Raw genomic sequence first — 23,319 nt, forward strand, 5'->3', positions numbered from 1 at the left:
TCAGTCGACCTCCTCGACCGTCACGAGGTGGCGGACGGTGTGCACCATGCCGCGGAACTCGGGACGATCCTCCTTGACGACCTGCGTGTTGATGCCCTTGAGACCAAGGGAACGCAGGGTGTCACGGTGGTTCTGCTTGCTGCCGATGTAGGACTTGACCTGCGTAATCTTGAGCTGCGCCATGATTACGCACCCGCCCCGGCACGCGCACGGAGAAGAGCCGCGGGGGCGACGTCCTCGAGCGGCAGACCACGGCGGGCCGCGATCTCCTCGGGACGCTGCAGACCCTTCAGGGCCTCCACGGTCGCGTGCACGATGTTGATCGCGTTGTCGGAGCCGAGCGACTTCGACAGCACGTCGTGGATACCGGCGCACTCGAGCACGGCACGCACCGGACCACCGGCGATAACACCGGTACCGGGCGACGCGGGCTTCAGGAGCACGACGCCGGCAGCCTTCTCACCCTGGATGGGGTGCGGGATGGTGCCCTGGATGCGGGGGACCTTGAAGAAGTGCTTCTTGGCCTCCTCAACACCCTTGGCGATGGCGGCCGGCACCTCCTTGGCCTTGCCGTATCCGACACCCACGGTGCCGTCACCGTCGCCCACCACGACCAGCGCGGTGAAGCTGAAGCGACGACCACCCTTCACAACCTTGGCGACGCGGTTGATCGCGACGACGCGCTCAACGTACGCGGTCTTCTCGGCGGCAGCAGCGCCGCCGTCACGGCCCTTCCGGTCCCGCCGCTCGCCGCCACCGGCACCGCCACCGCGGCGCTGGGGTCCAGCCATTGGAATTACCTCTCTCTGTTTCCGCTAGCTACGGAACCGACTCAGAACTTGAGTCCGGCCTCGCGGGCGGCGTCCGCCAGGGCGGCGATGCGCCCCGCGTACTGGTTACCACCACGGTCGAACACGACGGCCTCGACACCGGCGGCCTTGGCGCGCTCGGCGACCAGGGCGCCGACCTGCTTGGCCTGCGCGGACTTGTCGCCCTCGCCACCGCGGATCGACGTGTCCAGGGTGGACGCCGACGCCAGGGTGTGACCCTTGATGTCGTCGATCACCTGGGCCACGATGTGGCGGTTCGAGCGGGTAACGACCAGACGCGGACGCTCCGCCGTACCGTTGATGTGCTTACGGATCCGGATGTGGCGGCGCTTGATCGCGGCGCGCTTGTAGGCGTCGCCCTTAAGGATCTTCTGTCCGTATGCCATGGCTTACTTACCCGCCTTTCCGACCTTGCGGCGGATGACTTCGCCCTCGTACTTGACGCCCTTGGCCTTGTACGGGTCGGGCTTGCGCAGCTTGCGGATGTTGGCCGCAACCTCGCCGACCTTCTGCTTGTCGATGCCCTCGACCGAGAAACGGGTCGGGGACTCCACCTTGAAGGTGATGCCCTCGGGGGCCTCGACCAGGATCGGGTGGCTGTAGCCCAGGGAGAACTCCAGGTTGGAGCCCTTGGCCACGACACGGTAACCGACACCGCTGATTTCGAGCTTCTTGACGTATCCCGTGGTCACACCGGTGATCATGTTCGCCACCAGCGTGCGGGACAGGCCGTGCAGGGCCTTGCTCTGCCGCTCGTCGTTGGGCCGCAGCACCTGAAGGGTGCCGTCCTCGGCCTTAGCGATGTCGATCGGCGCGATGACGGTGTGGGTCAGTTCGCCCTTGGGGCCCTTGACCGCGACCGTACGGCCGTCGATGGTGACGTCCACGCCGGCGGGAACCGGGATGGGGAGCTTGCCGATACGCGACATTGCTGTCTCTCCTCCGTTCCCGAATTACCAGACGTAGGCGAGGACTTCCCCACCCACGCCCTTCTTCTGCGCCTGCTTGTCGGTCAGGAGCCCGTGCGACGTGGAGATGATGGCCACGCCCAGGCCGCCCAGAACCTTCGGCAGGTTGGTGGACTTCGCGTACACCCGGAGACCGGGCTTGGAGATCCGCTTGATGCCCGCGATGGAGCGCTCACGGTTGGGGCCGAACTTCAGCTCCAGGACGAGGTTCTTGCCGACCTCGGCGTCCTCGACCTTCCAGCCCGTGATGAAGCCCTCCTGCTGGAGGATCTCCGCGATGTGCGACTTGATCTTGGACGCCGGCATCGTCACGGAGTCGTGGTACGCCGAGTTCGCGTTCCGCAGACGCGTCAGCATGTCTGCGATCGGATCAGTCATGGTCATGAATTGGCCTGTGGCCTCTCTCGCCGGGGTTTCCTGGTGCGCCATCCCTCTCCCCGATCCGAGACGGGACGGGTGCGGCGCGGTGGACCTACGGCGTAGTAAGTCGTAAGGGCGGCGGCAGACGCCCAACCCCACAAGCCTAAGGCATGTGGGCTGGGCGTCCTGCCGCCCCAGATGCTTACCGAGAGCCCTGCGAATCCCCTATTCGGGGGATTACCAGGAGCTCTTGGTCACGCCCGGCAGCTCGCCACGGTGAGCCATCTCACGAAGGCACACGCGGCAGAGGCCGAACTTGCGGTACACGGAGTGCGGGCGGCCGCAGCGCTGGCAGCGGGTGTAGCCACGCACACCGAACTTGGGCTTGCGAGCAGCCTTAGCGATCAGAGCCTTCTTCGCCATCTCGCTCACGCCTCCTTGAAGGGGAAGCCGAGGTGACGAAGGAGCGCGCGGCCCTCAGCGTCGTTGGTCGCCGTGGTCACCACGGTGATGTCCATACCCCGGGTGCGGTCGATCTTGTCCTGGTCGATCTCGTGGAACATGACCTGCTCCGTGAGACCGAAGGTGTAGTTGCCACGGCCGTCGAACTGCTTGGGGGACAGGCCGCGGAAGTCGCGGATGCGCGGCAGCGCGAGCGACAGGGTGCGGTCCAGGAACTCCCACATGCGGTCGCCACGGAGCGTGACGTGGGCACCGATCGGCTGGCCCTCACGCAGCTTGAACTGCGCGATGGACTTGCGGGCCTTGGTGACGGCCGGCTTCTGACCGGTGATCGTGGTGAGGTCGCGGATGGCGCCCTCGATCAGCTTGGAGTCGCGGGCGGCGTCGCCCACACCCATGTTGACCACGATCTTGACGAGACCGGGGATCTGCATGACGTTCTCGTACTTGAACTCGTCACGCAGCTTGCCCGTGATCTCCTCACGGTACTTCTGCTTCAGACGCGGGCTGGTGGTGGTCGTCATCAGATGTCCTCACCCGTCCGCTTGGCAACGCGGATCTTGTTGCCTTCGTCGTCGAAGCGGTAACCGACGCGGGTCACGACCTTGTTGCCGTCCTTCTCCACGACCAGCTGGACGTTGGAGACGTGGATCGGCGCCTCGGTGGTGACGATGCCGCCGGCCTGCGAACCGCGAGCCGTCGGACCGGCCTTGGTGTGCTTCTTGACCCGGTTGACACCCTCGACCAGGACGCGGTCCTCGCGGGGGAAGGCCGCGATGACCTTGCCCTGCTTGCCCTTGTCCTTACCGGTGATGACCTGAACCAGGTCGCCCTTCTTGATCTTCATGCTCACAGCACCTCCGGCGCGAGGGAGATGATCTTCATGAACTTCTTCTCGCGCAGCTCCCGGCCGACCGGGCCGAAGATACGGGTGCCACGAGGGTCGCCGTCGTTCTTGAGAATGACGGCGGCGTTCTCGTCGAAGCGGATGTACGAGCCGTCCGGACGGCGGCGCTCCTTGACGGTGCGAACGATGACCGCCTTGATGACGTCACCCTTCTTCACGTTGCCGCCGGGGATCGCGTCCTTGACGGTGGCGACGATGACGTCACCGATACCCGCGTAGCGGCGACCGGAGCCGCCGAGCACACGGATGCAAAGGATCTCCTTCGCACCAGTGTTGTCGGCGACACGCAGTCGCGACTCCTGCTGGATCACGTCTATCTCCTGATTGTCTGCCGGTTCCCGGGGCGGGTGCGCACGTTGCACACCCACCCCGAGCCTGGCGGAACGATGCCTAGGGGGTCCCCCTAGGAGGGATTACTTGGCCTTCTCGAGGATCTCGACGACGCGCCAGCGCTTGGTCGCGGACAGCGGCCGGGTCTCCATGAGGAGGACACGGTCGCCGACACCCGCGGCGTTCTGCTCGTCGTGGGCCTTGAGCTTGCTCGTACGACGGATGACCTTGCCGTACAGCGCGTGCTTGACGCGGTCCTCGACGGCGACGACGACGGTCTTGTCCATCTTGTCGCTGACGACCAGGCCCTCGCGGGTCTTGCGGAAACCGCGGTCCGTCTTGGTCTCTTCAGTCACGTTGCTCTCGCTCATCAGGCGCTCTCCACCGTCTCGATGCCCAGCTCGCGCTCACGCATCAGGGTGTAGATCCGCGCGATGTCCTTGCGGACGGCCTTGAGCCGACCGTGGTTCTCGAGCTGACCCGTCGCCGCCTGGAAGCGGAGGTTGAACAGCTCTTCCTTGGCCTCGCGAAGCTTCGCGAGAAGCTCCTCGTTGCCCAGCTCGCGCAGCTCAGACGCCTTGGTACCGGCCGACATCACGCTTCACCTGCCTCGCGCTTGACGATCTTGCACTTCATCGGCAGCTTGTGAGCCGCACGGGTCAGGGCCTCGCGCGCGATCTTCTCGTTGGGGTACGACAGCTCGAACATCACACGTCCGGGCTTGACGTTGGCGATCCACCACTCAGGAGAACCCTTACCCGAACCCATGCGGGTCTCGGCGGGCTTCTTGGTGAGGGGGCGGTCCGGGTAGATGTTGATCCAGACCTTGCCGCCACGCTTGATGTGGCGGGTCATCGCGATACGAGCCGCCTCGATCTGGCGGTTCGTCACGTAGGCCGGGGTCAGCGCCTGGATGCCGTACTCGCCGAACGCAACCTGCGTGCCACCCTTGGACATGCCGTTGCGCTTGGGGTGGTGCTGCTTGCGGTGCTTGACCCTACGGGGGATCAGCATGACGGTCAGGCCTCCGTTCCGGTGCTCTCAGCCGGAGCGGCGGCGGGAGCCTCAGCCTTGGGGGCCTCGGCGCCGGCAGCCTGCTGCGGCTTACGACCGCGCCCGCCACGCTCGCCACCGCGGCCACCACGGGCCGGGCGGTCGGCGCCACCACGGGCCGGGCGGTTACCCGCACGGGCCGCAGCGTTCTCGGCGCGGACCTCGGCGATGTTCTTGACGTCGCCCTTGTAGATCCAGACCTTCACGCCGATGCGGCCGAAGGTCGTCTTGGCCTCGAAGAAGCCGTAGTCCACGTTCGCGCGGAGCGTGTGCAGGGGCACGCGGCCCTCGCGGTAGAACTCCGAGCGGGACATCTCGGCGCCACCGAGGCGGCCACCGCACTGGATCTTGATGCCCTTGGCGCCGGCCTTCATCGCCGACTGCATGCTCTTACGCATGGCGCGGCGGAAGGAGACGCGGGAGGAGAGCTGCTCGGCGACGGCCTGGGCAACCAGCTGAGCGTCGGTCTCGGGGTTCTTGACCTCGAGGATGTTCAGCTGGACCTGCTTGCCGGTGAGCTTCTCGAGGTCACCGCGGATGCGGTCGGCCTCGGCGCCGCGGCGGCCGATGACGATGCCCGGACGAGCGGTGTGGATGTCCACACGCACGCGGTCACGGGTGCGCTCGATCTCGACCTTGGAGATGCCGGCGCGCTCCATGCCGGACGTCATCATCCGACGGATGGCGACGTCTTCCTTGACGTAGTCCTTGTACAGCTTGTCGGCGTACCAACGCGACTTGAAGTCGGTCGTGACACCGAGCCGGAACCCGTGCGGGTTTACCTTCTGGCCCATTACCGGGTTCCTTCCTTGCTGCTGACGACCACGGTGATGTGGCTGGTCCGCTTGCGGATCCGGTAGGCACGGCCCTGGGCGCGCGGCCGGAACCGCTTCAGGGTCGGACCCTCGTCGACGTAGGCCTCGGAGACGAAGAGGCTGTCGACATCGGTGTGGTCGTAGTTGTGCGCGGCGTTGGCGATGGCGCTGTCAAGCACCTTGCCGACCGGCTGGCTCGCGGCCTGCGGGGCGAAACGCAGGACCGCCTGAGCCTCCGTGGCGTTCAGGCCACGGATGAGGTCCACCACGCGGCGGGCCTTCATGGGCGTGACGCGGATGTACCGCGCCTGGGCCCTGGCTTCCATGGTTGTCCTTCCAGTGTCTGTCATGGTCATTCCACCCCGCGCTTAGCGGCGCTTCGACTTCCGGTCGTCCTTGACGTGACCCCGGAAGGTGCGCGTCGGCGAGAACTCGCCGAGCTTGTGGCCGACCATCGACTCGGTGACGAACACCGGAATGTGGGTCTTGCCGTTGTGCACCGCGAGCGTGTGGCCGAGCATGGCCGGCACGATCATGGAGCGACGGGACCAGGTCTTGATGACGTTCTTGGTGCCGGCTTCGTTCTGGGCGTCCACCTTCTTGATCAGGTGGTCGTCGACGAAGGGCCCCTTCTTCAAGCTACGAGGCATCTCAACCCGTCCTTAGCGCTTCTTGTTCGTCTTGCGGCGGCGGACGATGTACTTGTTCGACGCCTTCTTGGGCGAACGAGTACGGCCTTCCTTCTTGCCCCAGGGGGACACCGGGTGACGACCACCCGAGGTACGGCCTTCGCCACCACCGTGCGGGTGGTCCACCGGGTTCATGACCACACCACGCACGGTCGGGCGAACGCCCAGCCAGCGCTTACGGCCCGCCTTACCCCAGTTGATGTTGCTCTGCTCGGCGTTGCCCACCTCGCCGACCGTGGCGCGGCAGCGCTGGTCGACCAGGCGGATCTCACCGGACGGCATGCGGAGGTGGGCCATCGAGCCCTCCTTCGCGAGCAGCTGCACCGAGGCGCCGGCGGAGCGGGCGAACTTCGCACCGCCGCCCGGACGCAGCTCGATGGCGTGCAGCGTGGTACCGACCGGGATGTTGCGCAGGGCAAGGTTGTTGCCCGGCTTGATGTCGGCCCCGGGACCGTTCTCGACGCGGTCACCCTGCTGCAGGTTGCGCGGGGCGAGGATGTAGCGCTTCTCGCCGTCGGCGTAGTGCAGCAGCGCGATGCGCGCGGTGCGGTTGGGGTCGTACTCGATGTGCGCGACCTTCGCCGGCACGCCGTCCTTGTCGTGACGACGGAAGTCGATCACGCGGTAGGCGCGCTTGTGGCCACCGCCCTGGTGGCGGACGGTCACACGACCGGAGTTGTTACGGCCACCCTTGCTGTGCAGGGGGCGGACCAACGACTTCTCCGGCGTGGACCGCGTGACCTCGACGAAGTCGGCGACGCTGGAGCCGCGACGGCCCGGCGTAGTCGGCTTGTACTTGCGGATTCCCATTTCTCAGTCCTCGTCCGATATCGGACGATCCGGACCGCCCTCAGGCGGTCGGACCGCCGAAGATGTCGATACGGTCGCCCTCAGCGAGGGTCACGATCGCGCGCTTGGTGGACGCGCGCTGGCCGAAGCCGGTGCGGGTCCGCTTGCGCTTGCCCTGGCGGTTGATCGTGTTGACCCCGGTGACCTTGACCGAGAAGACCGCCTGGACGGCCTGCTTGATCTGGGTCTTGTTGGCGCTCGGGTCCACGACGAACGTGTACTTGCCCTCGTCGAGAAGCGCGTAGCTCTTCTCGGAGACGACCGGCTTGAGCAGCACGTCACGGGGGTCCGTGAAGGACTTGCTCAGCGGGGTCTCGACGGTGTTCTTGCCCTCGGCGGCGTGGCGGCGCGCCTTGGCGACGCGCGCGGCCTTGGCCTTCTTCGCCGCCTTGGAGGCGATAGCGGGGTGACGGATAGCCATCAGACCTCGCTCCCTTCGGTGTCATTGGCCTTCGGGCCGGACACGAAGGACTCGAAGGCGGCCTTGGTGAAGACCACGTCGTCCGAGACGAGAACGTCGTACGTGTTCAGCTGGCCCGGCTCCAGGATGTGGATCTGGGGCAGGTTGCGGGCGGACAGCCACGCGGCCTCGTCGGCGCGGTCGACGACCAGGAGCAGGTTCTTGCGCTCCGAGATCTTGCCGAACAGCGACTTGGCGGCCTTGGTGGAGGGGGTCTCGCCCTCGACCACGCCGGAGACGACGTGGATGCGGTTGTGGCGGGCCCGGTCGGTGAGGGCGTGGCGCAGGGCCGCGGCCTTCATCTTCTTCGGGGTCCGCTGCGAGTAGTCACGCGGCTGCGGGCCGTGGACGACGCCACCGCCGGCGAACTGCGGCGCACGGGTCGAACCCTGGCGGGCGCGGCCGGTGCCCTTCTGGCGGTACGGCTTCTTGCCGCCACCGCGAACCTCGCCGCGGGTCTTGGTCTTGTGCGTGCCCTGACGGGCAGCGGCGTTCTGCGCGACGACGACCTGGTGGATCAGCGGGATGCTGATCTTCTCCACGCCGAAGATCTCCGCGGGGAGCTCGACGCTACCGGTCTTCTCGCCGGCAGGCGAAAGGATGTCAACAGTGCTCATCGGTACCTCAGGCCCCCTTGGCCGCGGTGCGGACCAGGACGAGGCCGCCGTTCGGACCGGGAACCGCGCCCTTGATGAGCAGCAGACCCTTCTCCGCGTCAACGGCGTGGACGGTCAGGTTCTGGGTGGTGACACGCTCGTTGCCCATGCGACCCGCCATGCGGAGGCCCTTGAACACGCGGCCCGGGGTGGCGCAGCCACCGATGGAACCGGGCGAGCGGTGCTTGCGCTGGGTGCCGTGTCCGGCGCCGAGGCCCTTGAAGTTGTGACGCTTCATGACACCGGCGAAGCCCTTGCCCTTGCTCTTGCCGGTCACGTCGACCTTGAGGCCGGCCTCGAACACCTCAGCGGTGATCTCCTGGCCGAGGGTGTACTCGCTGGCGTCAGCGGTACGGATCTCGACGAGGTGGCGGCGGGGAGTGACGTCGGCCTTGGCGAAGTGGCCCTTGAGGGGCTTGTTCACCTTGCGCGGGTCGATCTCGCCGAACGCGATCTGGACGGACTCGTAGCCGTCGACGTCGTTCGTGCGGACCTGGGTGACGACGTTGGGGCCGGCCTTGACGACGGTGACCGGAACAACACGGTTGTTCGCGTCCCACACCTGCGTCATGCCGAGCTTCTCGCCCAGGATGCCCTTGATCTGCTTAGCCATTCTCAGATCACCGGCCTTCAGAGCTTGATCTCGATGTCGACACCGGCCGGGAGGTCGAGTCGCATCAGAGAGTCAACGGTCTTGGGGGTCGGGTCGAGGATGTCGATCAGGCGCTTGTGCGTGCGCATCTCGAAGTGCTCGCGCGAGTCCTTGTACTTGTGCGGCGACTTGATGACGCAGTACACGTTCTTCTCAGTGGGCAGCGGCACCGGGCCTGCGACCGACGCACCAGTGCGCGTCACCGTCTCGACGATCTTCTTCGCCGAAGAGTCGATGACCTCGTGGTCATAGGCCTTGAGCCGGATGCGGATCTTCTGTCCCGCCATGGCTACTCAGTAGTCCTGTCTCTTCTCACGCTCTGGAACCCGGTGGATTCCCTTTGCTGCCTTCGTTCCTCCGACCCACGCGGTCGGGCGTGTCGCTCTTCCGCTGACACGGATGTCCCTTGTTCGAACACCCCTGCTGGGAATGCGCACGGCCCTTCCGGAACCGCAGGCCGGGGGCGAAGGCCCACCGGGTGCCTGGTCGGTGCCGCGCTGACACTTCCCGGAAGATTCCCGTACGTCCGCCCCAGCGCTGCCGTGATGGCAGTTAGGGCGACGAGTACTGCGGGACTCGCTTCCGGTCCCCCCGGCGGGAGGCGCGCAGCATCAACACTCGACCGAGCAACTCGGACAGTCTGCCATATGGGGCAGGGCCGACGCCAATCGAGCCGAGGAGAATACCCCGGGGGGGACTTGGGTCAAACCCAAGGCCGGACCGGTCCGGGCCTCTCCCCTTCCAGGAGCCGCTCCAGTTCTGCGTCGTGGCCCGACAGCCGGCCTTCACCCAGCCGGGTGCGTCGGACTCCGGCCGGATCTCCACCGCTCCCCCGAGCGGCCCGAAGGCGGTCCGGGCCGGCCGCCCTTCTTTCGGGACGCGCGTCTTCTCCTGATTGAACAGATCACTCGGCCCAGGGAACGCGCACCGGCTTGCGCTTCCACCACTCGCCGAGTTCCTCTTCCGGCCTCGCGTTCGTCGGGCGCACCCAGGGGCGAAGTGAACGCTCCGGGTCCGGGACGGTGGCGGCGCGGAAGCGGGCGTCCAGCCGCGCGAGCAGCTGCCCGAGCGCACCCTCGCGCGCCTCCGTCGGCAGCGCACGTATCACCTCGTCCAGGGCGTCCCGGGAGTCGAGGTCGTTGTCGTAGGCGCTGATGGGGTAGAACTCGTCGCTCCACCAGCCGGGCTCCATCCGGCGCACCAGGCGTTCCCAGGAGGCGAAGCGGTCGGCGACCGAGTACGCGGGGCTCGTGATCTTTTCCCGTAGGTGGGGTGCGACGCGCGACCGCTCCACCTCCAGCCGCTCCGCATCACACCGGGCGATCGCCTCCAGGACGGGCGGGGAGAGCTCGCCCCACGCGTCCCGGCTGTCGGGGGCGGCCCAGAAGACGTCGCGGGGTGGCCGCGGCTTGCCCCGTCGAGACCGACCGTGCCCGGCTGCGCTTGCCAAACCGCTCACTCCTTCAGCTGTTTCAAGAAGTACTCGTAGCCACCGTCGGGCTGCATGAAGGTCCCATTGTCACCCTCGCGGATCAGCATCGTCCCGGTCGCGTCGTCCCACCATGCGAAGCGGGGGATACCGGACGGAGTGCTGCGCATGCGCAGTCCCTGCGAGCCGGTCAGCATGTCTTCCAGGTACTCCGGCACGTCCAGGTCGTCGACCCCCGGAATGCCACGTTTCTTGATGTCGCCGTGTGCGGCGATCTTGTCCGCGATCATGGGCAGATTACCCGCCTGGCTCGCGGCGTCCGGCTTTCCGATCTCGTAGAGCCCGTACAGATCCGCCGAGAGCTGGGGATCGAGGAAGTAGAGGAAGGGGTTGGGGGAGGGGCCCAGTCCGAGCGGGTCGGCAGTGATGTAGCGGGCCGTCTCGGGGTCGTAGTAGCGGTGGAAGTTGTAGTGCAGGCCGCTCTCGGGGTCGTAGCACTGGCCGGGCAAGCGCAGCGGTGTATACGCGCTGCTCCCGCCCGTCCAGGCGGTGACACCCCACAGCGTGCTCCTCGCCTGCCAGGCCACGTTGCCGTCCTCGCCGACCAGTTCGGTGGGAGCTCCCGCGAGGTCGGTGACGATGGCGAAGAACCGTGTATCGATCTCTTCCCGGGAAGCGGTGAGGAGACGCTCTGTCTGGGTGAGGGGGCGTGCTCCGTCGTAGTCCCAGGTCAGCGCCACGTCGTGCGGTTGGCCGGGGCTGGTCGTGACCTGTTCGACAAGCATGGCGCCGTCCCAGGTGAAGTCCGTCTGCTCTACCACGGTGGCACCGTCCGCGCCCAGCCGCTGCTTGGCGATGCGGCGGCCCATCGGGTCGTACCGGTAACGCCACGGCGTGCCGTCCGGTGTGCGGACGCCGACCAGGCGGTCCTCCGCGTCCCACGTGTACGCCCATGTCTCCGGCTTGCGTGACAGGCGGGCGCGCCATCGCCCCACCACCCGCCCCTGTGGGTCGTACTGGTAGCGAGTGTCGCCGGCCCGGACCAGCCGGGTTCCCACGCTCTCTCGTCGGCCGACGGCTTCCTGACCGGGGTGCTGGCTCGGCCATGCTGCCTGTGTCTGCGCCCCGTCATCGCCGTACGCGTACGACTCCGTCCAGCGTTCGGCCCGGACGACAGTGGTGCGCCCGGCCCGGTCCAGCTCGAAGGTCCTGTGCTCACCGGCGGGGCCGTCGACCCCGACGAGGTGTCCGTCGGCGCGGTAGTGGTAGGCGCGGTCGAGTATCGTGCCGCCTGCAGTGCTACGGACGACCTGCGCGCTGACTCGCCCTCCGTCGTCGTACGCGTGCGTCAGCGACAGGGCGTCGTTCACGCTGATGGACAGCAGTTGCCCCGCCGCGTCGCGGTCGCAGGCGAGGGTGCGGCCTGCGGTGCGGCACCAGGAACGGTCACCACGGTCGTCGTAGGCCCATGCGCTGGTTGCCCCGGTGGGGGTGGTGCGGCTGAGGGGCCGCCCCGCGGCGTCGTAGGTGAAGGTGCTGGTCCTGCCGTTGACCGTCTCCGCAATCGTGCGCCCTTCGAGGTCTCGCAGCAACGTCACGGTCGCATCCTGGCCCTCAGCTCCGACCAGCCGGTCGTTGAGGTCATAGGTATACGTGCTGACTGCGCCGTCCGCGTCCTTGCCGATCATCCGCCCGAACACGTCCCGGGTCATGCGGACGGTCTGGCCGAGCGCATTGACGCGCTCGATGACCTGGCCCCTCGCGTCGTGTCGGTACATCTGGGTCCGGCCGTCGAAATCGGTCTCCGCGACCAGCCGTCCCGCGATGTCGTAACGGTATTCCCAGTGCCGTTCGTCCGGGCGGCTTACACGGACCAGTCGCAACGAGGGGTCGTAAGCGAATTCGTGGCGGACGCCGTCGGGCGAGGTGCGTGACGCGAGCAGATTGAAGTAGGTGTACTCGAAGCGGGTGACCGCGCCCACGGCATCGGTGTGGCTGGTCCGGTTGCCCTCACCGTCGTAGGTCCACCCTTCGGCCGCCCCGTCCGGGACGGTCCGACGCAGCAGTTCACCGTCCACGCCCCAGATCATCAGGGTTGTACGACCCAGCGGGTCGGTCACCCTCGTGACGCGGCCGAAGGCGTCGTGGTCGTAGCGGGTGACACCGCCCGAGGGGTCACAGACGCGTTCTGCCAGTCCGGCGGCATCGCACCTCACACGGGTTATCTGTCCCAAGGGGTTGGTGACAGAATCAAGGTGCCCGGCCTCGTCGTAGGTGTAACGGGTTGTGGAGCCCCCCGGTTTGACGATCATCACGCAGTTGCCCCGGGCGTCGTACTCGCGGCGCAGCACGTGTCCGTCCGGCCGGGTCACGGCGATGGGGTCGCCCTGGGCGTTGTACTCGACACCGACCGTCGTGCCGTCGGGACGCACGACGGTCAGGAGACGGCCGAAGCTGTCGTAGCTCCGGTGGGTGGTGTTGCCCAGTTCATCCGTCCAGGCCGTCAGGTGGTGGTGCTCGTCCCAGGCACTGCGGGTTGTGCCGCCGAGCGGATCGATCTCGGCGACAATCTGGCAACTGCCGTTGACGACATACCTGGTGGCAGCGCCGTCGGAGGTGGTGACAGCGGTGATCCTGTTGCCTGGCCAGGCGGGGTCCGTTCCATCGAAGTCCAGCGTGAGGCTGAGGTGCCCTGCCTCACCACCTTCAGCCACGCAGCGGTCCTGGGCGTCGTATGTGTAGGAGTAGCTGCGGCCGTTGCGGTCGGTCCAGGACGTGATGCGGTACCTGGCGTCGTACGTCATCCTCATCGCATGGCCGGCCGCGTTGACGACAGCGGTGAGGCAACCGTCCAAGTATTCGTATCGGCGCAACGCGACGTCCGAGCCGTCCTCGCCCGCTCCGGCCAGGCGAAGGGCCGTGACGCGCCCCTCGTCGACGGTTATCCGGAGGTGATATCCGCCGGAGTGCCGGATGGCGAGGGGGGTCCCGTCGCCCGCGTACTCGAAGTCGATCGCGTCGCCGTTCCGGTCGGAAATCCGCTGCAGGAGTGCGATGCCGTCCCGAGGCGCACCGAAGCGCCGAATCACACCCGCAAGAGGGTCTTCGATTTGATACGAGCCGTCAGCGAGGCCGATGAGAGGGAAACGAGGACCCGTCTCGGGCAGCACGGGGTGCCGAGGGCCGGTCGGATGCGCATACGCGAGGAGCATCCCGTCTTCGGTGACGAACACGACCCCGTTGTCGTCGACTTCCAGACGTTGGTCGATGGTGGAGGCCCAGGAGGGGCCGAACCACCAGCCGCAGCGGTAGTCCGAAGCAGCCCGGCGGGTGAGGGCCAGCGGCAGGCTGCCGGGCAAGGTGATGTCGCTGTCCGGGAAGAACATCGTTCCGGTAGCCATGTCGATGGGGTCGCTGCCCTTGGAACGAACGACGTTCTTGAGCCGGTCGTAGGCACCCTTCGCACCGTCCGCGAGCATGCCTCGGGCGTTCTTGCCCAGCCCACGAAGAGCGAGCCCCATGCCCTTCAGGCCGCCCCTGAGCCCCTTCAGCGCCCCAAGTCCGCCCTTCAGCCCCTTGGCCAGGCCGCCGAGCGTGGTCAGCCCCTTCATGCCCGGTATGCAGTCCAGCGCAGCCAACCCCACATCCCACAGGGACGCTTGGCCTTTGGAATATTTGTAGAGCGTGTCAGCGAGGACCACTGCGGCGGCGATCAGCACGATCGCGCCCAGGATCGGCCCACCGATGATCATCGCGACGATCCCGACCACCGCGACGACGACCTTGCAGACCGCGACGATGGTGTCCCAGTTGTCGGTGAACCAGTCGCCGACCTCCTCCCACCACGACCGGTTCTGAATACCGGCGTCGGAGGCTTCGTCGATCTTCGACTTGGCCTCGCGGGACGCCTCGTCGCGCATCTTGCGCGCGTCCTCGGCCATCTTCTTCGCGGCGGCGAGGGCGTCCTGGGCGTCGGAGACGTCCGACTGGGCCTTTGTCTGCGCCGACTTGGCGTGCTGGACGTCCCGGGTGGCGGCGCGGACCTTCGCTTCGTCAGGCTTGTCCGCGTCCGACTTGCTGCCGGTGGGATCGTCCTTGTACTTGTCCGCCTCCTTGCCGGCCCGCGTCACCCACGAGTCCGCCGAGGCGAGACGGGACTGGGCGGAGGACAGGGTGTCGCGCGCCTCACGGCCCTTGCGCAACGCCTTGTCCGCCAGCGACTGCGCACGCTCCAGCTTCGGCCAGAAGTCCGACAGCGCGTCCCCGCACATCTCGTAGGACTTCTTCAGCTTCTTGAGGTTCTTCGGGACATCCGCGAAGTCCTCCTTGAAGACGTCAGCCGACTTGCCCGCCCACTCCAGGAGCGTGCCCTCCCCCGCCATGCCCTTGACCAGACGCAGCGCGTCGGACACGTCGTCGGCGAAATCGTGCAGAGTCTTCGCGAGCGTGCGCACCCGCTGCGGATCACCCGGCGTCGGATCCTTGTCCAAGTCCAGGACATGCCAGTCCGAAGGCCTGTGCCCCGCCATACCGCAACCCCCGTCACGCGCACATCTGCAGCAACAACCGTATGCACACGTGAACTTACAAGGCACAGTCGTTCGAGGGAAAGGCGGGGCTCATGGTGTGGACTACCCGAAATCCGCCTCAGGGGCGACGTCCTCGCACGGCCCGCCGGGTGTCCTCGATGGCGTACAGACACCGCAGCCACCAGGCTTCCAGTTTGTTCCGCACCGCCTCATACGCCCACCGCCACTTGAACCACGCCGGAAGCTTCCGGAACGGCACGAAAGAAAGCGTGTCCCCGATGGCGTTCTCGGCGAAACCGCCGGGGCCTTCGGCTCGCAGGGCCGCGTACAGTTCCGGGGTCAGCTCCCCGTTGAGCCGGGCCGCGTGTCCCGCCGCTGTGAAGGCGAACCCGCGCTGACTGGCGTCCGGCAGCCGCATCGCCCTCACGATCCGCGGAGACACCTCCGCCAGCGTGCAGTAGAACGCAGTCCGATCACCGCCGTCCCCAGACGCTCTTCACCGCGCTCGAAGGCCGCGTCCCACTCCCCCGGGTCGTCCAGCCTCAGCAGGCCCTCGCCGCTCTCCCAGTCCCACCCGCGAGACACCGACACATCAGCCCGTGAACCGGAACGTAGACGTGATCGCGTCGAAGATGTCGAAGAAGGAGTCCGCGAGGTCGAGGACCTGGCTGCTGCCGGCGACCAGGGCCACCTTGCCCTCCTGCCCCGGCACGGGGATGTACGTCTGCATCAGCACGGCCCGGATCGTGCGGTTGAGCGCGTCACCCGGTACGGCGATGTCCTCGATGCCCTGTGTGCGCGCGGCCGGACCGACACCGGGGATGTCGACCGTCGTGACCTTCCGCCAGGAGTCGCCCTCCCGCTTGGCCTCCTTGACCGCGAGCTGGCCCGCGATGACGGCGGGGTCGTTCGACAGCGGTTCGCCCCGCTCGTTACGGCCGCCCACCAGCGAGACGGTCACCGAACCTGTGATCGGCGTGTCCCCGCCGAAGTTCTCCGCCATGCAGCCGCAGTACATCGCGCCCGACTTCCAGGCGTCCGCGGCGGCCTTCTGGAGGAAGTCGACGTAGGTGCCGCGGTGCTGCTCCAACTCCGGCCGCTGCCGCACCCGTTCGCTCACCATCCGACGGATCGAGTCGTCCCGCGAGTCCGGCCGTACGTCGAACTCCCACCACGACTCCGGCACCTTGATCCGGAAACCGCCGCGCTCGACGGTCAGGGTCTCCATGTAGCGGGCCATGACGCCGGCCTCCCGTTCACTCGATCACAAGTCCGGTCATCGTCCCATCGTGCGAGGGCCGGGCGCGACCACGGCCAACGGCGGGAGACAGACGAGACACGCGACAGCCATGGGAGTGGCCGGTGCGGAGCTCATGGGCTCTCGGCCGGCTCACCGAGCACCTTGCGCTCCTGCTCCTGCACCGTCCAGAAGGGCGAGTCCCTCGGCGGTGCCGGGCGTACAGGGAGCGTGGCGAAGTCGATGTCCGCGTCCGCGACCGGGTCCCCGACCGGGCTGCGGCCCCGGGCGTCCAGGCCGTAGTACAGACCGTAGGCCCAGTACTCGGGCAGCTCGTGCCCCATGAGCTGGAGGTCCAGGGCGACCCACTGCCGCGTCCCGTACGCCGCGTTGACCCTGGCGACCGCCTCCGCACGAGGGACACCGAGGCGCTCCACCAGCACGTCCACCATCTCGCGGAAGTAGCCGAGCATCTCCTCGTCGAGGGGGAGCACGAACTCCGTCCCCGTGGTGCCCGCCGTTGGACACGCCCCGTACTCGACGAGCCACCGCAGGCGCCTGACCTCCGCCACGAGTCGTGGCACCGTCTCCCTCGCCCTGGCGGCCAGTACGGCGTCCGGGATCGAGCCCGAGCACAGGTCCTCGATCGCGTCCAGGTCGGGGTGGTCACCGATCGTGTCGGCGCCGGGATCGATGTGCTCGTCGCGCGCCGGTTCCGAAGTCATGCTCCAGTGTTACGACCTGGCAGGGCGGCACAAATCGGGGGGGTAGCCCCCATCCCCGTCCACCAGCCCGCCGGATGGCCGGCCCTCCCCTCCCCCAGCCACCGTGGTGGCACACGACCACACCACGGGGGAACCCACCATGCGCACCATCACAGCCACCGCCATCACCCTGGCCCTCGCCGCGGCAGCGGCAACTGCAACCGCAGCACCGGCCACCGCGGTCACCCCCGGCAAACCGAGCACCGACGGTCTCTGGCGCATGGACGGCTACGGCACCGTCCTCTCCCTCGACGGCGACACCCTCCAGGAGTTCCAGACGACATCCGTCAGCTGCATCAAGGGTGACAGTGCCCGGCGGACCGGCCCCGGCACGTACGCGACCGCCGACGGCACCACATTGACCGTCCGGCCCGGGCCCGGCAGGGACCGCGCCACCCTCGGCTACGAGACCTCGGTCGGACAGCGCTCGCTACGGCGCATCCAGGAACTGCCGGCCGAATGCACCCGCCCCACCCCGCAGGACCCCCGCACCGCCTTCGACGTCTTCTGGCACTCCTTCGCCGAGAACTACCCCTTCTTCGCCGCGAAGGGCGTCGACTGGCAGGACATGAGGGACCGGTACCGGCCGAAGGTGCACCAGGACACCACCCGCAAGGAACTCTTCGGCATCTTCGGCGACATGGTGCGGCCCCTCTACGACGCTCATGTCGCCGTCCGGGACGGGGATGAGGTCTTCGCCCAGGTCCGGCCGGGCACCCAGCCGCCCAGCGAGGAACTGGACACCAAGGTCAAGAAGTTCATCACCGAACGCGACCTCAGGAACGCCCCGTACCGCCAGGACTTCGCCAACGGCCGCATCACCTACGCCGACCTGGCCGGCCGCGCCGCCGGCCAGGGCTACCTCCGCATCTCCGGCTTCGCCGGTTACGCCCCTGACGGCGCCCCCTACCCCGTCCACCTCGCCGAACTCGACAAGGCCCTGGACACGACCCTCACCACCGAGCGCACCCGGCGGCTCAAGGGCCTGATCATCGACCTGCGCATCAACGGCGGCGGCTCCGACGCCCTCGGCATCCACATCGCCGAGCGGCTCACGGACACGCCCTACGTCGCCTACGCCAAGCGCGCCCGGAACCACCCGACCGACCAGGGCCGGCACACCCGCCCCGAGCCCATCCGGGTCGTACCGGCCGACGGGCCCCGCTACACCGGCCCCATCGCCGTACTGACCTCGGGCACGACCGTCAGCGCCGGTGAGACCTTCACACAGGCCCTGATCGACCGTCCGGGCGGCACGGTCCGTGTCGGGCAGCCGACCCAGGGGGTGTTCTCCGACGTCATGATGCGCAACCTGCCCAACGGGATGACGGCGATCCTCCCGAACGAGGAGTTCCTCAACCGGTCGGGCCGTACCTACGACGGCACCGGCATCCCGCCCCACCTGACCGAACCGGTCTTCACGAAGGAGGAGTTCGCCAAGAAGCGCGACTCGGCCTTCGACCGCGCGGTGAGCGTCCTGAGGAACGACGTCTAGAAGGAGGCCAGGAACTCCGACCAGGCCTCCGGCGTCAGCGCGAGCCGGGGGCCCTGGGTGGCGTGCTTGGAGTCGCGGACGTGGATGGTGTGGGGTGCTATCGCGATCTCGACGCAGGAGTTGCCGTCAGGGCCGTCGCTGTGACTGCTTTTGAACCAGACCAGTTCAGAGACGTCCTCGGCAGAAGCCTTGCGGATCATGTTTCTCCCAGCACTTGCTCGATGAAGGCCAGCGACTCCCCCGGCGTAAGAGCCTGCGCCCGGATGGTGCCATACCGCAGCTCAAGGATCCGCAGGTGCTTCGGATCGGATGTTGGCCGACCACTGAACGCGCCGTCGGAGCGACCGACCACAGCGCCGTCGGCGAACTTCAACACCTCGATCCTGCCGTCCAGCCCAGGATGGGCTCCCGAGCTCATCCGCATCACCTGAAGCGTGACGTTACGCAAGCGGGCCACCCCCAGCAGGTGTTCGAGCTGCTGACGCCACACCATTGTGCCTCCAACCCGTCGGCGCAGCGTCGCCTCTTCCAGGACGAAGCTGAGCGCCGGAGCAGGAGAACGCTCGAAGATGACCTTCCTGGCCATGCGCGCGGCGACGAGGTGCTCCACCTCTTCCTCCGAGTACGGCGGCTGCCACGCCTCGAACAAGGCTCGGGCGTGCTCCGGCGTCTGCAACAGCCCGTGGATGCTCAGCCCGACGTACACCCCCAGCTCAACCGCTCTGGCCTCCAACTGTGCGAGCGCCCGCACGCTCTTGGGATACCGAACCCTCTTCACGTCCTCCCAAGCCGCCGCAATCAGCCCACCCGCCCCCAGCACCTCATCCGCCCTGACCAGATAGTCCTGCCGGGGAATCCGCTTCCCGCCCTCGATCTTGTAGACCATGTCCTCGCCGTAGCCGACCGCCGTCCCGAACTCGGCGGCTCGCATCCCCACCGCCTCACGCCGCAGCTTCAGCTGCCGCCCGACCGTGGCGATGACCGCGACGCCCCACTCGTCGTCCGGGTCCACCTCCCAACCCGGCTCGTCCGCCTCGCCCTTGAGCCGTCCCGAGTCCGCCTCGACCGTCATCCCGCACCCTTCCGCCGCCGTACGACCGTGCCCAGCGCCCTACCCGTACGCCCGGCCCCGACAGCCCGGACAACGCCGGACAAGCTCCGGACAGTCACCGTACGCACTCGCCGAGTCACTGTTCACGGTAAGCGCGGACAGCCACGCTGAGTGACGTGAAGCAGAACTCCACCGAACTCCGCACCCCCGTCCGCAACTTCAGCCTCCAGCTCTCCGCCACCCCGCGCGGCGCCCGCCTGGCCCGTCTCCTGGCCACCGAACAACTGCGCTCCTGGGGACTGCCACTGGACCCGGCGCGGCAGGTCGTCGCGGAGCTCTCGGTCAACGCGGCGACACACGGCCGCACCCCTGGTCGTGACTTCCGCCTGCTCCTCTACGTCGTCGCCGACACTCTCCGCATCGAGGTGACGGACACCCGCGCCGACCGCCTGCCGACAGCCCGCCCCGGCTTGGGCCTGCTCCTGGTCGACGCACTTGCCGACCGCTGGGGCGTCACCCGGGGCCTGCTGCCCCGCAAGACGGTCTGGGCGGAACTCGACCTCGCGCCGGAACCCGACAATCAGTGCTCCGGCGGCACAGGCACCCTCCCCCAAGGATCACAAGGGTGAAAGAACCCGACCAAACCCCACCCCTCCTCCCAGCCGCAGGGCTGCCTCACCCTCGCGAGTGAACATCGCCAACTCAGCTGGATCCGGGGGCCCTTGTCTGCCCTACGCTCAGCGCAACACAACCGCAGACATGCGACGGCCCTCGCCGGGACGGCAATCCCAGTGCGAGGGCCTGACCACCGAGGAAGGCTCCAACTTCCTGATGGATACGCAGAACCCTAACGTGCCCTCGCACGCCCACACCCGGGTTGCCGGAAAGAAGCACCCGAACCGGCGGAACCCCCACGGCGGCCTGGTTCACGACAACACCCGCCACACCACCCGCTTCACGGTGATCGGCAACCACCTGGCCCAGCACCCGGAGCTGTCCCTGCTCGCGATCGGGCTCTCGGTACACATCCAGTCGCTCCCGGCGGGCTCCCGCATCGACATCAAGTCCCTGGCGGCCCGTTTCCCGGAGGGCACGACCCGCATCGCCGCCGCCCTGCGCGAGCTGGAAGCCCACGGCTACCTGCGCCGCACGCGCGAACGCGTCCCGGACGGCCGGATCGTCACCCGCACGACCTCCTGCAACCAGCCGGGCCACAGCCGTACGGACACCCCGTGCCCGGCGCCGGGGAAGCGCACGAGGCAGCCCGGCGGCAAACCCCTCCCCGCGGTACCGCGCCCGGCCTGCCCCGCCCCCGCCCTCCTTCGACAGGCCACGGACCTCCTCAGCCGGCTCCGCCGCGAAGACCCCCGTCTCCTCCTGTCCACGAGCGACACCGCCCACCTCGCCCCGGGGGTGGCCGCCTGGCTCGAACGAGACGTCACTCCGGCCGCCGTACGGCACGCCCTGACGACGGACCTCCCACCGGAGCCCCTGCACCGCCCGGCCGCCCTCCTCGCCCACCGCCTCACAGCCCAGCTGCCGCCACCGCCGCCCTTCGGGGCGCCACAGGCGCCCCCGCCACCCACCCGGCACCCCCTTCAGACCTGCGACGGCTGCGACCGCGCCTTCCGCGCCCCGAAACCCGGCCACTGCCGCGACTGCCGCGCCAGTCGAGCCGAACTCCTGGAAGCCGCATGAGGAGAGCAACTGCCGCCCACGTTGCCGCGCTCCCCTGCCACCCGGGCGGGATGGCCCGGCCGGGGCACTCCCTGGAGGTGGACACGATGAGCACCCGGGCCGACCACGGACATGAGCTGGTCCCCGCCCCCAGCACACTCCTGACGCCTTGCGCGCCGCCCTCGCCGCTGTCGATCCGGCTCGCCTGGAAGAGATGCAGGCCACGAAGGACGACGCCTTCGCCAAGGCGGTGGAGTGGCAGTCCCTCAGTCCGGTGCAGAGCTGGGTGCTGGCTTGGGCCCGCGACATCGAGATCGCCCGGCGTCCCGACCTGTCCGCCCGCTACGCCCGCGCGAAGAGCAACCTGGAGCACGAGATTCCGCCATCGCCCAAGAGGCCCTGCGTGAACTGAGCGCTGTCCTGGACGAAGCCATGAACGCGGTCCGCGAGTGAGCTGGAAATGGGAGTACGCCTTCGGCGCGGAGTAAGTGGCCCGAACCGCTCCCCACGGCTTCCTCGTGGAGGTGGAACGCACGGCGGATGAGCTGGTCAGGGCCGCCGAAGCCCTGCACATTCACGGACTGGCACATGACGGCGTCGACCCGAAGGGCGGCGACGTCATCGTCCCGGCGGCATGTTCACGTATCAGGTCGTCGTCCGCAGCGAGCGGATCTACGTCCTCCAGATCACGTACCTGGGCTTCTGACTCGCCACACGAAACGCAGCTCGCCGGCGCCCGTTGCAGGACAACGCAAAAGGGCCCGCACGACCGAAGTCGTACGGGCCCCTTCGAGCCACTCAGGTCAGTAGACCCTCAAGCCAGTCCGAGGACTCACTTGTTGATCTTGGTGACCTGGCCGGCGCCCACGGTCCGACCACCCTCACGGATGGCGAACTTCAGGCCCTCCTCCATGGCGACGGGCTGGATGAGCTCCACCTTCATCTCGGTGTTGTCACCCGGCATGACCATCTCGGTGCCCTCGGGGAGGGTCACCACGCCGGTCACGTCCGTCGTACGGAAGTAGAACTGCGGGCGGTAGTTGTTGAAGAACGGCGTGTGGCGGCCACCCTCGTCCTTGGACAGGATGTAGGCCTGCGCCTCGAACTCGGTGTGCGGGGTGACCGAGCCCGGCTTGATGATGACCTGGCCGCGCTCGACGTCCTCGCGCTTGATGCCACGGAGGAGCAGACCGACGTTCTCACCGGCCTGACCCTCGTCGAGCAGCTTGCGGAACATCTCGATGCCGGTGACCGTGGTGGTGGTCTTCTCCTGCTTGATGCCCACGATGTCGACGGTCTCGTTGACCTTGAGGACACCACGCTCGATACGACCGGTGACGACGGTGCCACGACCGGTGATCGTGAAGACGTCCTCGATCGGCATCAGGAACGGCTTGTCGACGTCACGCTCGGGCTGCGGGATGTTCTCGTCGACGGCCTTCATCAGCTCGAGGACGGAGTTGCCCCACTCCTTGTCGCCCTCGAGGGCCTTGAGCGCCGAGACCTTGACGACCGGCAGGTCGTCGCCCGGGAACTCGTACTCGGAGAGGAGCTCACGAACCTCGAGCTCGACGAGCTCCAGGATCTCCTCGTCGTCCACCATGTCGGCCTTGTTCAGGGCGACGACGATGTACGGAACGCCGACCTGGCGGGCCAGGAGCACGTGCTCCTTGGTCTGCGGCATCGGGCCGTCGGTGGCGGCGACCACGAGGATGGCGCCGTCCATCTGCGCCGCACCCGTGATCATGTTCTTGATGTAGTCCGCGTGACCGGGGCAGTCGACGTGGGCGTAGTGACGCGTCTCGGTCTGGTACTCGACGTGCGCGATGGAGATGGTGATACCGCGCTGGCGCTCCTCAGGAGCCTTGTCGATCTGGTCGAAGGCCGAGGCCTCGTTCAGGTCCGGGTACGCGTCGTGCAGCACCTTGGTAATGGCGGCCGTGAGGGTCGTCTTACCGTGGTCGATGTGACCGATGGTGCCGATGTTGACGTGCGGCTTAGTCCGCTCGAACTTCGCCTTCGCCACTGGGGTCCTCCTGAGAGTGGTTCTGGTACGCCTTACTCATCGGCGCCAGGTGATCTTTGCTGGATGGCCCGGATCCCCGG

At 67.7% G+C, this 23,319-nt stretch carries 31 protein-coding genes and 1 pseudogene; 4 read left to right on the plus strand and 28 right to left on the minus strand.

Annotated features, from left to right (window positions below):
* The 25 genes from rpmD to HDC93_RS39075 form a co-directional block, all read right to left on the minus strand.
* Positions 1–183, minus strand: a complete 183-nt coding sequence (rpmD, locus tag HDC93_RS35855; RefSeq protein ID WP_003974250.1) for a 50S ribosomal protein L30 — start codon at positions 181–183, stop codon at positions 1–3.
* Positions 184–185: 2 nt separating this feature from the next.
* Entirely contained in the window at positions 186–791 is a 606-nt protein-coding gene (gene rpsE / locus HDC93_RS35860) for a 30S ribosomal protein S5 (RefSeq protein ID WP_009190144.1), read from the minus strand.
* A gap of 41 nt (positions 792–832) precedes the next feature.
* The gene (rplR, locus tag HDC93_RS35865) at positions 833–1,216 is read right to left on the minus strand and encodes a 50S ribosomal protein L18 (protein ID WP_007494754.1); all 384 of its coding nucleotides are present in this window, start codon (positions 1,214–1,216) and stop codon (positions 833–835) included.
* Positions 1,217–1,219: 3 nt separating this feature from the next.
* Positions 1,220–1,759, minus strand: coding sequence for a 50S ribosomal protein L6 (gene rplF, locus HDC93_RS35870; protein WP_030839651.1), 540 nt, complete (start codon positions 1,757–1,759; stop codon positions 1,220–1,222).
* A gap of 24 nt (positions 1,760–1,783) precedes the next feature.
* A complete protein-coding gene (gene rpsH, locus HDC93_RS35875; protein WP_030839654.1) occupies positions 1,784–2,182 on the minus strand; it encodes a 30S ribosomal protein S8 in 399 nt (132 codons plus the stop codon).
* A 213-nt stretch (positions 2,183–2,395) separates the two neighbouring features.
* Complete coding sequence (locus HDC93_RS35880) at positions 2,396–2,581, minus strand: type Z 30S ribosomal protein S14 (RefSeq protein ID WP_003948630.1); 186 nt, start codon at positions 2,579–2,581, stop codon at positions 2,396–2,398.
* 5 nt (positions 2,582–2,586) lie between these two features.
* The gene (rplE, locus tag HDC93_RS35885) at positions 2,587–3,144 is read right to left on the minus strand and encodes a 50S ribosomal protein L5 (RefSeq protein WP_030839657.1); all 558 of its coding nucleotides are present in this window, start codon (positions 3,142–3,144) and stop codon (positions 2,587–2,589) included.
* Complete coding sequence (gene rplX / locus HDC93_RS35890) at positions 3,144–3,467, minus strand: 50S ribosomal protein L24 (protein WP_003992365.1); 324 nt, start codon at positions 3,465–3,467, stop codon at positions 3,144–3,146. Before rplX ends, rplE begins: the two co-directional genes overlap by 1 nt.
* Positions 3,468–3,469: 2 nt before the next feature.
* Positions 3,470–3,838, minus strand: coding sequence for a 50S ribosomal protein L14 (gene rplN / locus HDC93_RS35895; protein ID WP_003992364.1), 369 nt, complete (start codon positions 3,836–3,838; stop codon positions 3,470–3,472).
* Positions 3,839–3,940: 102 nt separating this feature from the next.
* A complete protein-coding gene (rpsQ, locus tag HDC93_RS35900) occupies positions 3,941–4,228 on the minus strand; it encodes a 30S ribosomal protein S17 (RefSeq protein ID WP_030839660.1) in 288 nt (95 codons plus the stop codon).
* The gene (rpmC, locus tag HDC93_RS35905; RefSeq protein WP_003974259.1) at positions 4,228–4,452 is read right to left on the minus strand and encodes a 50S ribosomal protein L29; all 225 of its coding nucleotides are present in this window, start codon (positions 4,450–4,452) and stop codon (positions 4,228–4,230) included. Before rpmC ends, rpsQ begins: the two co-directional genes overlap by 1 nt.
* Positions 4,452–4,871, minus strand: coding sequence for a 50S ribosomal protein L16 (gene rplP / locus HDC93_RS35910; protein ID WP_003992362.1), 420 nt, complete (start codon positions 4,869–4,871; stop codon positions 4,452–4,454). The genes rpmC and rplP overlap by 1 nt, the downstream gene beginning before the upstream one ends.
* Positions 4,872–4,876: 5 nt before the next feature.
* Positions 4,877–5,704: a 30S ribosomal protein S3 gene (rpsC, locus tag HDC93_RS35915; RefSeq protein WP_030839666.1), complete on the minus strand. Its 828-nt coding sequence runs from the start codon at positions 5,702–5,704 to the stop codon at positions 4,877–4,879.
* On the minus strand, positions 5,704–6,051 hold the full coding sequence (rplV, locus tag HDC93_RS35920) for a 50S ribosomal protein L22 (protein WP_030839668.1): 348 nt from the start codon (positions 6,049–6,051) through the stop codon (positions 5,704–5,706). Before rplV ends, rpsC begins: the two co-directional genes overlap by 1 nt.
* 42 nt (positions 6,052–6,093) lie before the next feature.
* Entirely contained in the window at positions 6,094–6,375 is a 282-nt protein-coding gene (gene rpsS, locus HDC93_RS35925; protein ID WP_003992359.1) for a 30S ribosomal protein S19, read from the minus strand.
* A 12-nt stretch (positions 6,376–6,387) separates the two neighbouring features.
* Positions 6,388–7,224, minus strand: a complete 837-nt coding sequence (rplB, locus tag HDC93_RS35930; protein ID WP_030839671.1) for a 50S ribosomal protein L2 — start codon at positions 7,222–7,224, stop codon at positions 6,388–6,390.
* 40 nt (positions 7,225–7,264) lie between these two features.
* Entirely contained in the window at positions 7,265–7,684 is a 420-nt protein-coding gene (gene rplW / locus HDC93_RS35935) for a 50S ribosomal protein L23 (RefSeq protein WP_031105224.1), read from the minus strand.
* Complete coding sequence (rplD, locus tag HDC93_RS35940) at positions 7,684–8,340, minus strand: 50S ribosomal protein L4 (protein WP_184849007.1); 657 nt, start codon at positions 8,338–8,340, stop codon at positions 7,684–7,686. The genes rplW and rplD overlap by 1 nt, the downstream gene beginning before the upstream one ends.
* A 7-nt stretch (positions 8,341–8,347) precedes the next feature.
* Positions 8,348–8,992 (minus strand): 50S ribosomal protein L3, encoded by a 645-nt coding sequence (rplC, locus tag HDC93_RS35945; protein WP_030839681.1) that lies wholly within the window; start codon positions 8,990–8,992, stop codon positions 8,348–8,350.
* Between the two features lie 17 nt (positions 8,993–9,009).
* The gene (rpsJ, locus tag HDC93_RS35950; protein ID WP_003948644.1) at positions 9,010–9,318 is read right to left on the minus strand and encodes a 30S ribosomal protein S10; all 309 of its coding nucleotides are present in this window, start codon (positions 9,316–9,318) and stop codon (positions 9,010–9,012) included.
* Positions 9,319–9,935: 617 nt separating this feature from the next.
* Positions 9,936–10,481, minus strand: coding sequence for a hypothetical protein (locus tag HDC93_RS35955; protein WP_185014989.1), 546 nt, complete (start codon positions 10,479–10,481; stop codon positions 9,936–9,938).
* 5 nt (positions 10,482–10,486) lie between these two features.
* On the minus strand, positions 10,487–14,950 hold the full coding sequence (locus tag HDC93_RS35960; protein WP_260419967.1) for a DUF6531 domain-containing protein: 4,464 nt from the start codon (positions 14,948–14,950) through the stop codon (positions 10,487–10,489).
* A gap of 157 nt (positions 14,951–15,107) precedes the next feature.
* Positions 15,108–15,431, minus strand: coding sequence for a hypothetical protein (locus tag HDC93_RS35965; RefSeq protein ID WP_260419968.1), 324 nt, complete (start codon positions 15,429–15,431; stop codon positions 15,108–15,110).
* Between the two features lie 150 nt (positions 15,432–15,581).
* A complete protein-coding gene (locus HDC93_RS35970; RefSeq protein ID WP_185014991.1) occupies positions 15,582–16,229 on the minus strand; it encodes a hypothetical protein in 648 nt (215 codons plus the stop codon).
* Positions 16,230–16,360: 131 nt separating this feature from the next.
* Positions 16,361–16,951, minus strand: a complete 591-nt coding sequence (locus tag HDC93_RS39075; protein ID WP_260419969.1) for a hypothetical protein — start codon at positions 16,949–16,951, stop codon at positions 16,361–16,363.
* A gap of 139 nt (positions 16,952–17,090) precedes the next feature.
* Between HDC93_RS39075 and HDC93_RS35980 the strand changes: the two genes are divergently transcribed.
* Complete coding sequence (locus tag HDC93_RS35980; RefSeq protein ID WP_185014992.1) at positions 17,091–18,485, plus strand: S41 family peptidase; 1,395 nt, start codon at positions 17,091–17,093, stop codon at positions 18,483–18,485.
* On the opposite strand, the gene HDC93_RS35985 is transcribed toward HDC93_RS35980, so the two are convergent.
* On the minus strand, positions 18,482–18,685 hold the full coding sequence (locus tag HDC93_RS35985; protein WP_185014993.1) for a DUF397 domain-containing protein: 204 nt from the start codon (positions 18,683–18,685) through the stop codon (positions 18,482–18,484). The two genes, HDC93_RS35980 and HDC93_RS35985, sit on opposite strands and share 4 nt — an antisense overlap.
* Positions 18,682–19,557, minus strand: coding sequence for a helix-turn-helix transcriptional regulator (locus HDC93_RS35990; protein ID WP_185014994.1), 876 nt, complete (start codon positions 19,555–19,557; stop codon positions 18,682–18,684). Before HDC93_RS35990 ends, HDC93_RS35985 begins: the two co-directional genes overlap by 4 nt.
* A 155-nt stretch (positions 19,558–19,712) precedes the next feature.
* Between HDC93_RS35990 and HDC93_RS35995 the strand changes: the two genes are divergently transcribed.
* The 3 genes and pseudogenes from HDC93_RS35995 to HDC93_RS36005 all read left to right on the plus strand — a co-directional run bounded on the left by HDC93_RS35995 (position 19,713) and on the right by HDC93_RS36005 (position 21,666).
* Positions 19,713–20,165 (plus strand): ATP-binding protein, encoded by a 453-nt coding sequence (locus HDC93_RS35995; protein ID WP_185014995.1) that lies wholly within the window; start codon positions 19,713–19,715, stop codon positions 20,163–20,165.
* Between the two features lie 202 nt (positions 20,166–20,367).
* Entirely contained in the window at positions 20,368–21,234 is an 867-nt protein-coding gene (locus HDC93_RS36000; RefSeq protein WP_185015000.1) for a helix-turn-helix domain-containing protein, read from the plus strand.
* 86 nt (positions 21,235–21,320) lie between these two features.
* Positions 21,321–21,666 (plus strand): annotated as a pseudogene (locus HDC93_RS36005) (hypothetical protein).
* A gap of 379 nt (positions 21,667–22,045) precedes the next feature.
* Here HDC93_RS36005 and tuf read toward each other — a convergent pair.
* Positions 22,046–23,239 carry an elongation factor Tu gene (tuf, locus tag HDC93_RS36010; RefSeq protein ID WP_030839706.1) on the minus strand — a complete coding sequence of 398 codons (1,194 nt, stop codon included), beginning with the start codon at positions 23,237–23,239 and terminating at the stop codon, positions 22,046–22,048.
* Positions 23,240–23,319: the final 80 nt, after the last annotated feature.

It is taken from the genome of Streptomyces sp. AK010 (assembly GCF_014207295.1).
Taxonomy (GTDB): Bacteria; Actinomycetota; Actinomycetes; order Streptomycetales; family Streptomycetaceae; genus Streptomyces; species Streptomyces massasporeus.

Coding starts and splice junctions, on each gene's coding strand:
- rpmD (WP_003974250.1), bottom strand. CDS start 183: ATGGCGCAGCTCAAGATTACGCAGGTCAAGTCCTACATCGGCAGCAAG.
- rpsE (WP_009190144.1), bottom strand. CDS start 791: ATGGCTGGACCCCAGCGCCGCGGTGGCGGTGCCGGTGGCGGCGAGCGG.
- rplR (WP_007494754.1), bottom strand. CDS start 1,216: ATGGCATACGGACAGAAGATCCTTAAGGGCGACGCCTACAAGCGCGCC.
- rplF (WP_030839651.1), bottom strand. CDS start 1,759: ATGTCGCGTATCGGCAAGCTCCCCATCCCGGTTCCCGCCGGCGTGGAC.
- rpsH (WP_030839654.1), bottom strand. CDS start 2,182: ATGACCATGACTGATCCGATCGCAGACATGCTGACGCGTCTGCGGAAC.
- HDC93_RS35880 (WP_003948630.1), bottom strand. CDS start 2,581: ATGGCGAAGAAGGCTCTGATCGCTAAGGCTGCTCGCAAGCCCAAGTTC.
- rplE (WP_030839657.1), bottom strand. CDS start 3,144: ATGACGACCACCACCAGCCCGCGTCTGAAGCAGAAGTACCGTGAGGAG.
- rplX (WP_003992365.1), bottom strand. CDS start 3,467: ATGAAGATCAAGAAGGGCGACCTGGTTCAGGTCATCACCGGTAAGGAC.
- rpsQ (WP_030839660.1), bottom strand. CDS start 4,228: ATGAGCGAGAGCAACGTGACTGAAGAGACCAAGACGGACCGCGGTTTC.
- rpmC (WP_003974259.1), bottom strand. CDS start 4,452: ATGTCGGCCGGTACCAAGGCGTCTGAGCTGCGCGAGCTGGGCAACGAG.
- rplP (WP_003992362.1), bottom strand. CDS start 4,871: ATGCTGATCCCCCGTAGGGTCAAGCACCGCAAGCAGCACCACCCCAAG.
- rpsC (WP_030839666.1), bottom strand. CDS start 5,704: ATGGGCCAGAAGGTAAACCCGCACGGGTTCCGGCTCGGTGTCACGACC.
- rplV (WP_030839668.1), bottom strand. CDS start 6,051: ATGGAAGCCAGGGCCCAGGCGCGGTACATCCGCGTCACGCCCATGAAG.
- rpsS (WP_003992359.1), bottom strand. CDS start 6,375: ATGCCTCGTAGCTTGAAGAAGGGGCCCTTCGTCGACGACCACCTGATC.
- rplB (WP_030839671.1), bottom strand. CDS start 7,224: ATGGGAATCCGCAAGTACAAGCCGACTACGCCGGGCCGTCGCGGCTCC.
- rplW (WP_031105224.1), bottom strand. CDS start 7,684: ATGGCTATCCGTCACCCCGCTATCGCCTCCAAGGCGGCGAAGAAGGCC.
- rplD (WP_184849007.1), bottom strand. CDS start 8,340: ATGAGCACTGTTGACATCCTTTCGCCTGCCGGCGAGAAGACCGGTAGC.
- rplC (WP_030839681.1), bottom strand. CDS start 8,992: ATGGCTAAGCAGATCAAGGGCATCCTGGGCGAGAAGCTCGGCATGACG.
- rpsJ (WP_003948644.1), bottom strand. CDS start 9,318: ATGGCGGGACAGAAGATCCGCATCCGGCTCAAGGCCTATGACCACGAG.
- HDC93_RS35970 (WP_185014991.1), bottom strand. CDS start 16,229: ATGGCCCGCTACATGGAGACCCTGACCGTCGAGCGCGGCGGTTTCCGG.
- HDC93_RS39075 (WP_260419969.1), bottom strand. CDS start 16,951: ATGACTTCGGAACCGGCGCGCGACGAGCACATCGATCCCGGCGCCGAC.
- HDC93_RS35980 (WP_185014992.1), top strand. CDS start 17,091: ATGCGCACCATCACAGCCACCGCCATCACCCTGGCCCTCGCCGCGGCA.
- HDC93_RS35985 (WP_185014993.1), bottom strand. CDS start 18,685: ATGATCCGCAAGGCTTCTGCCGAGGACGTCTCTGAACTGGTCTGGTTC.
- HDC93_RS35990 (WP_185014994.1), bottom strand. CDS start 19,557: ATGACGGTCGAGGCGGACTCGGGACGGCTCAAGGGCGAGGCGGACGAG.
- HDC93_RS36000 (WP_185015000.1), top strand. CDS start 20,368: ATGGATACGCAGAACCCTAACGTGCCCTCGCACGCCCACACCCGGGTT.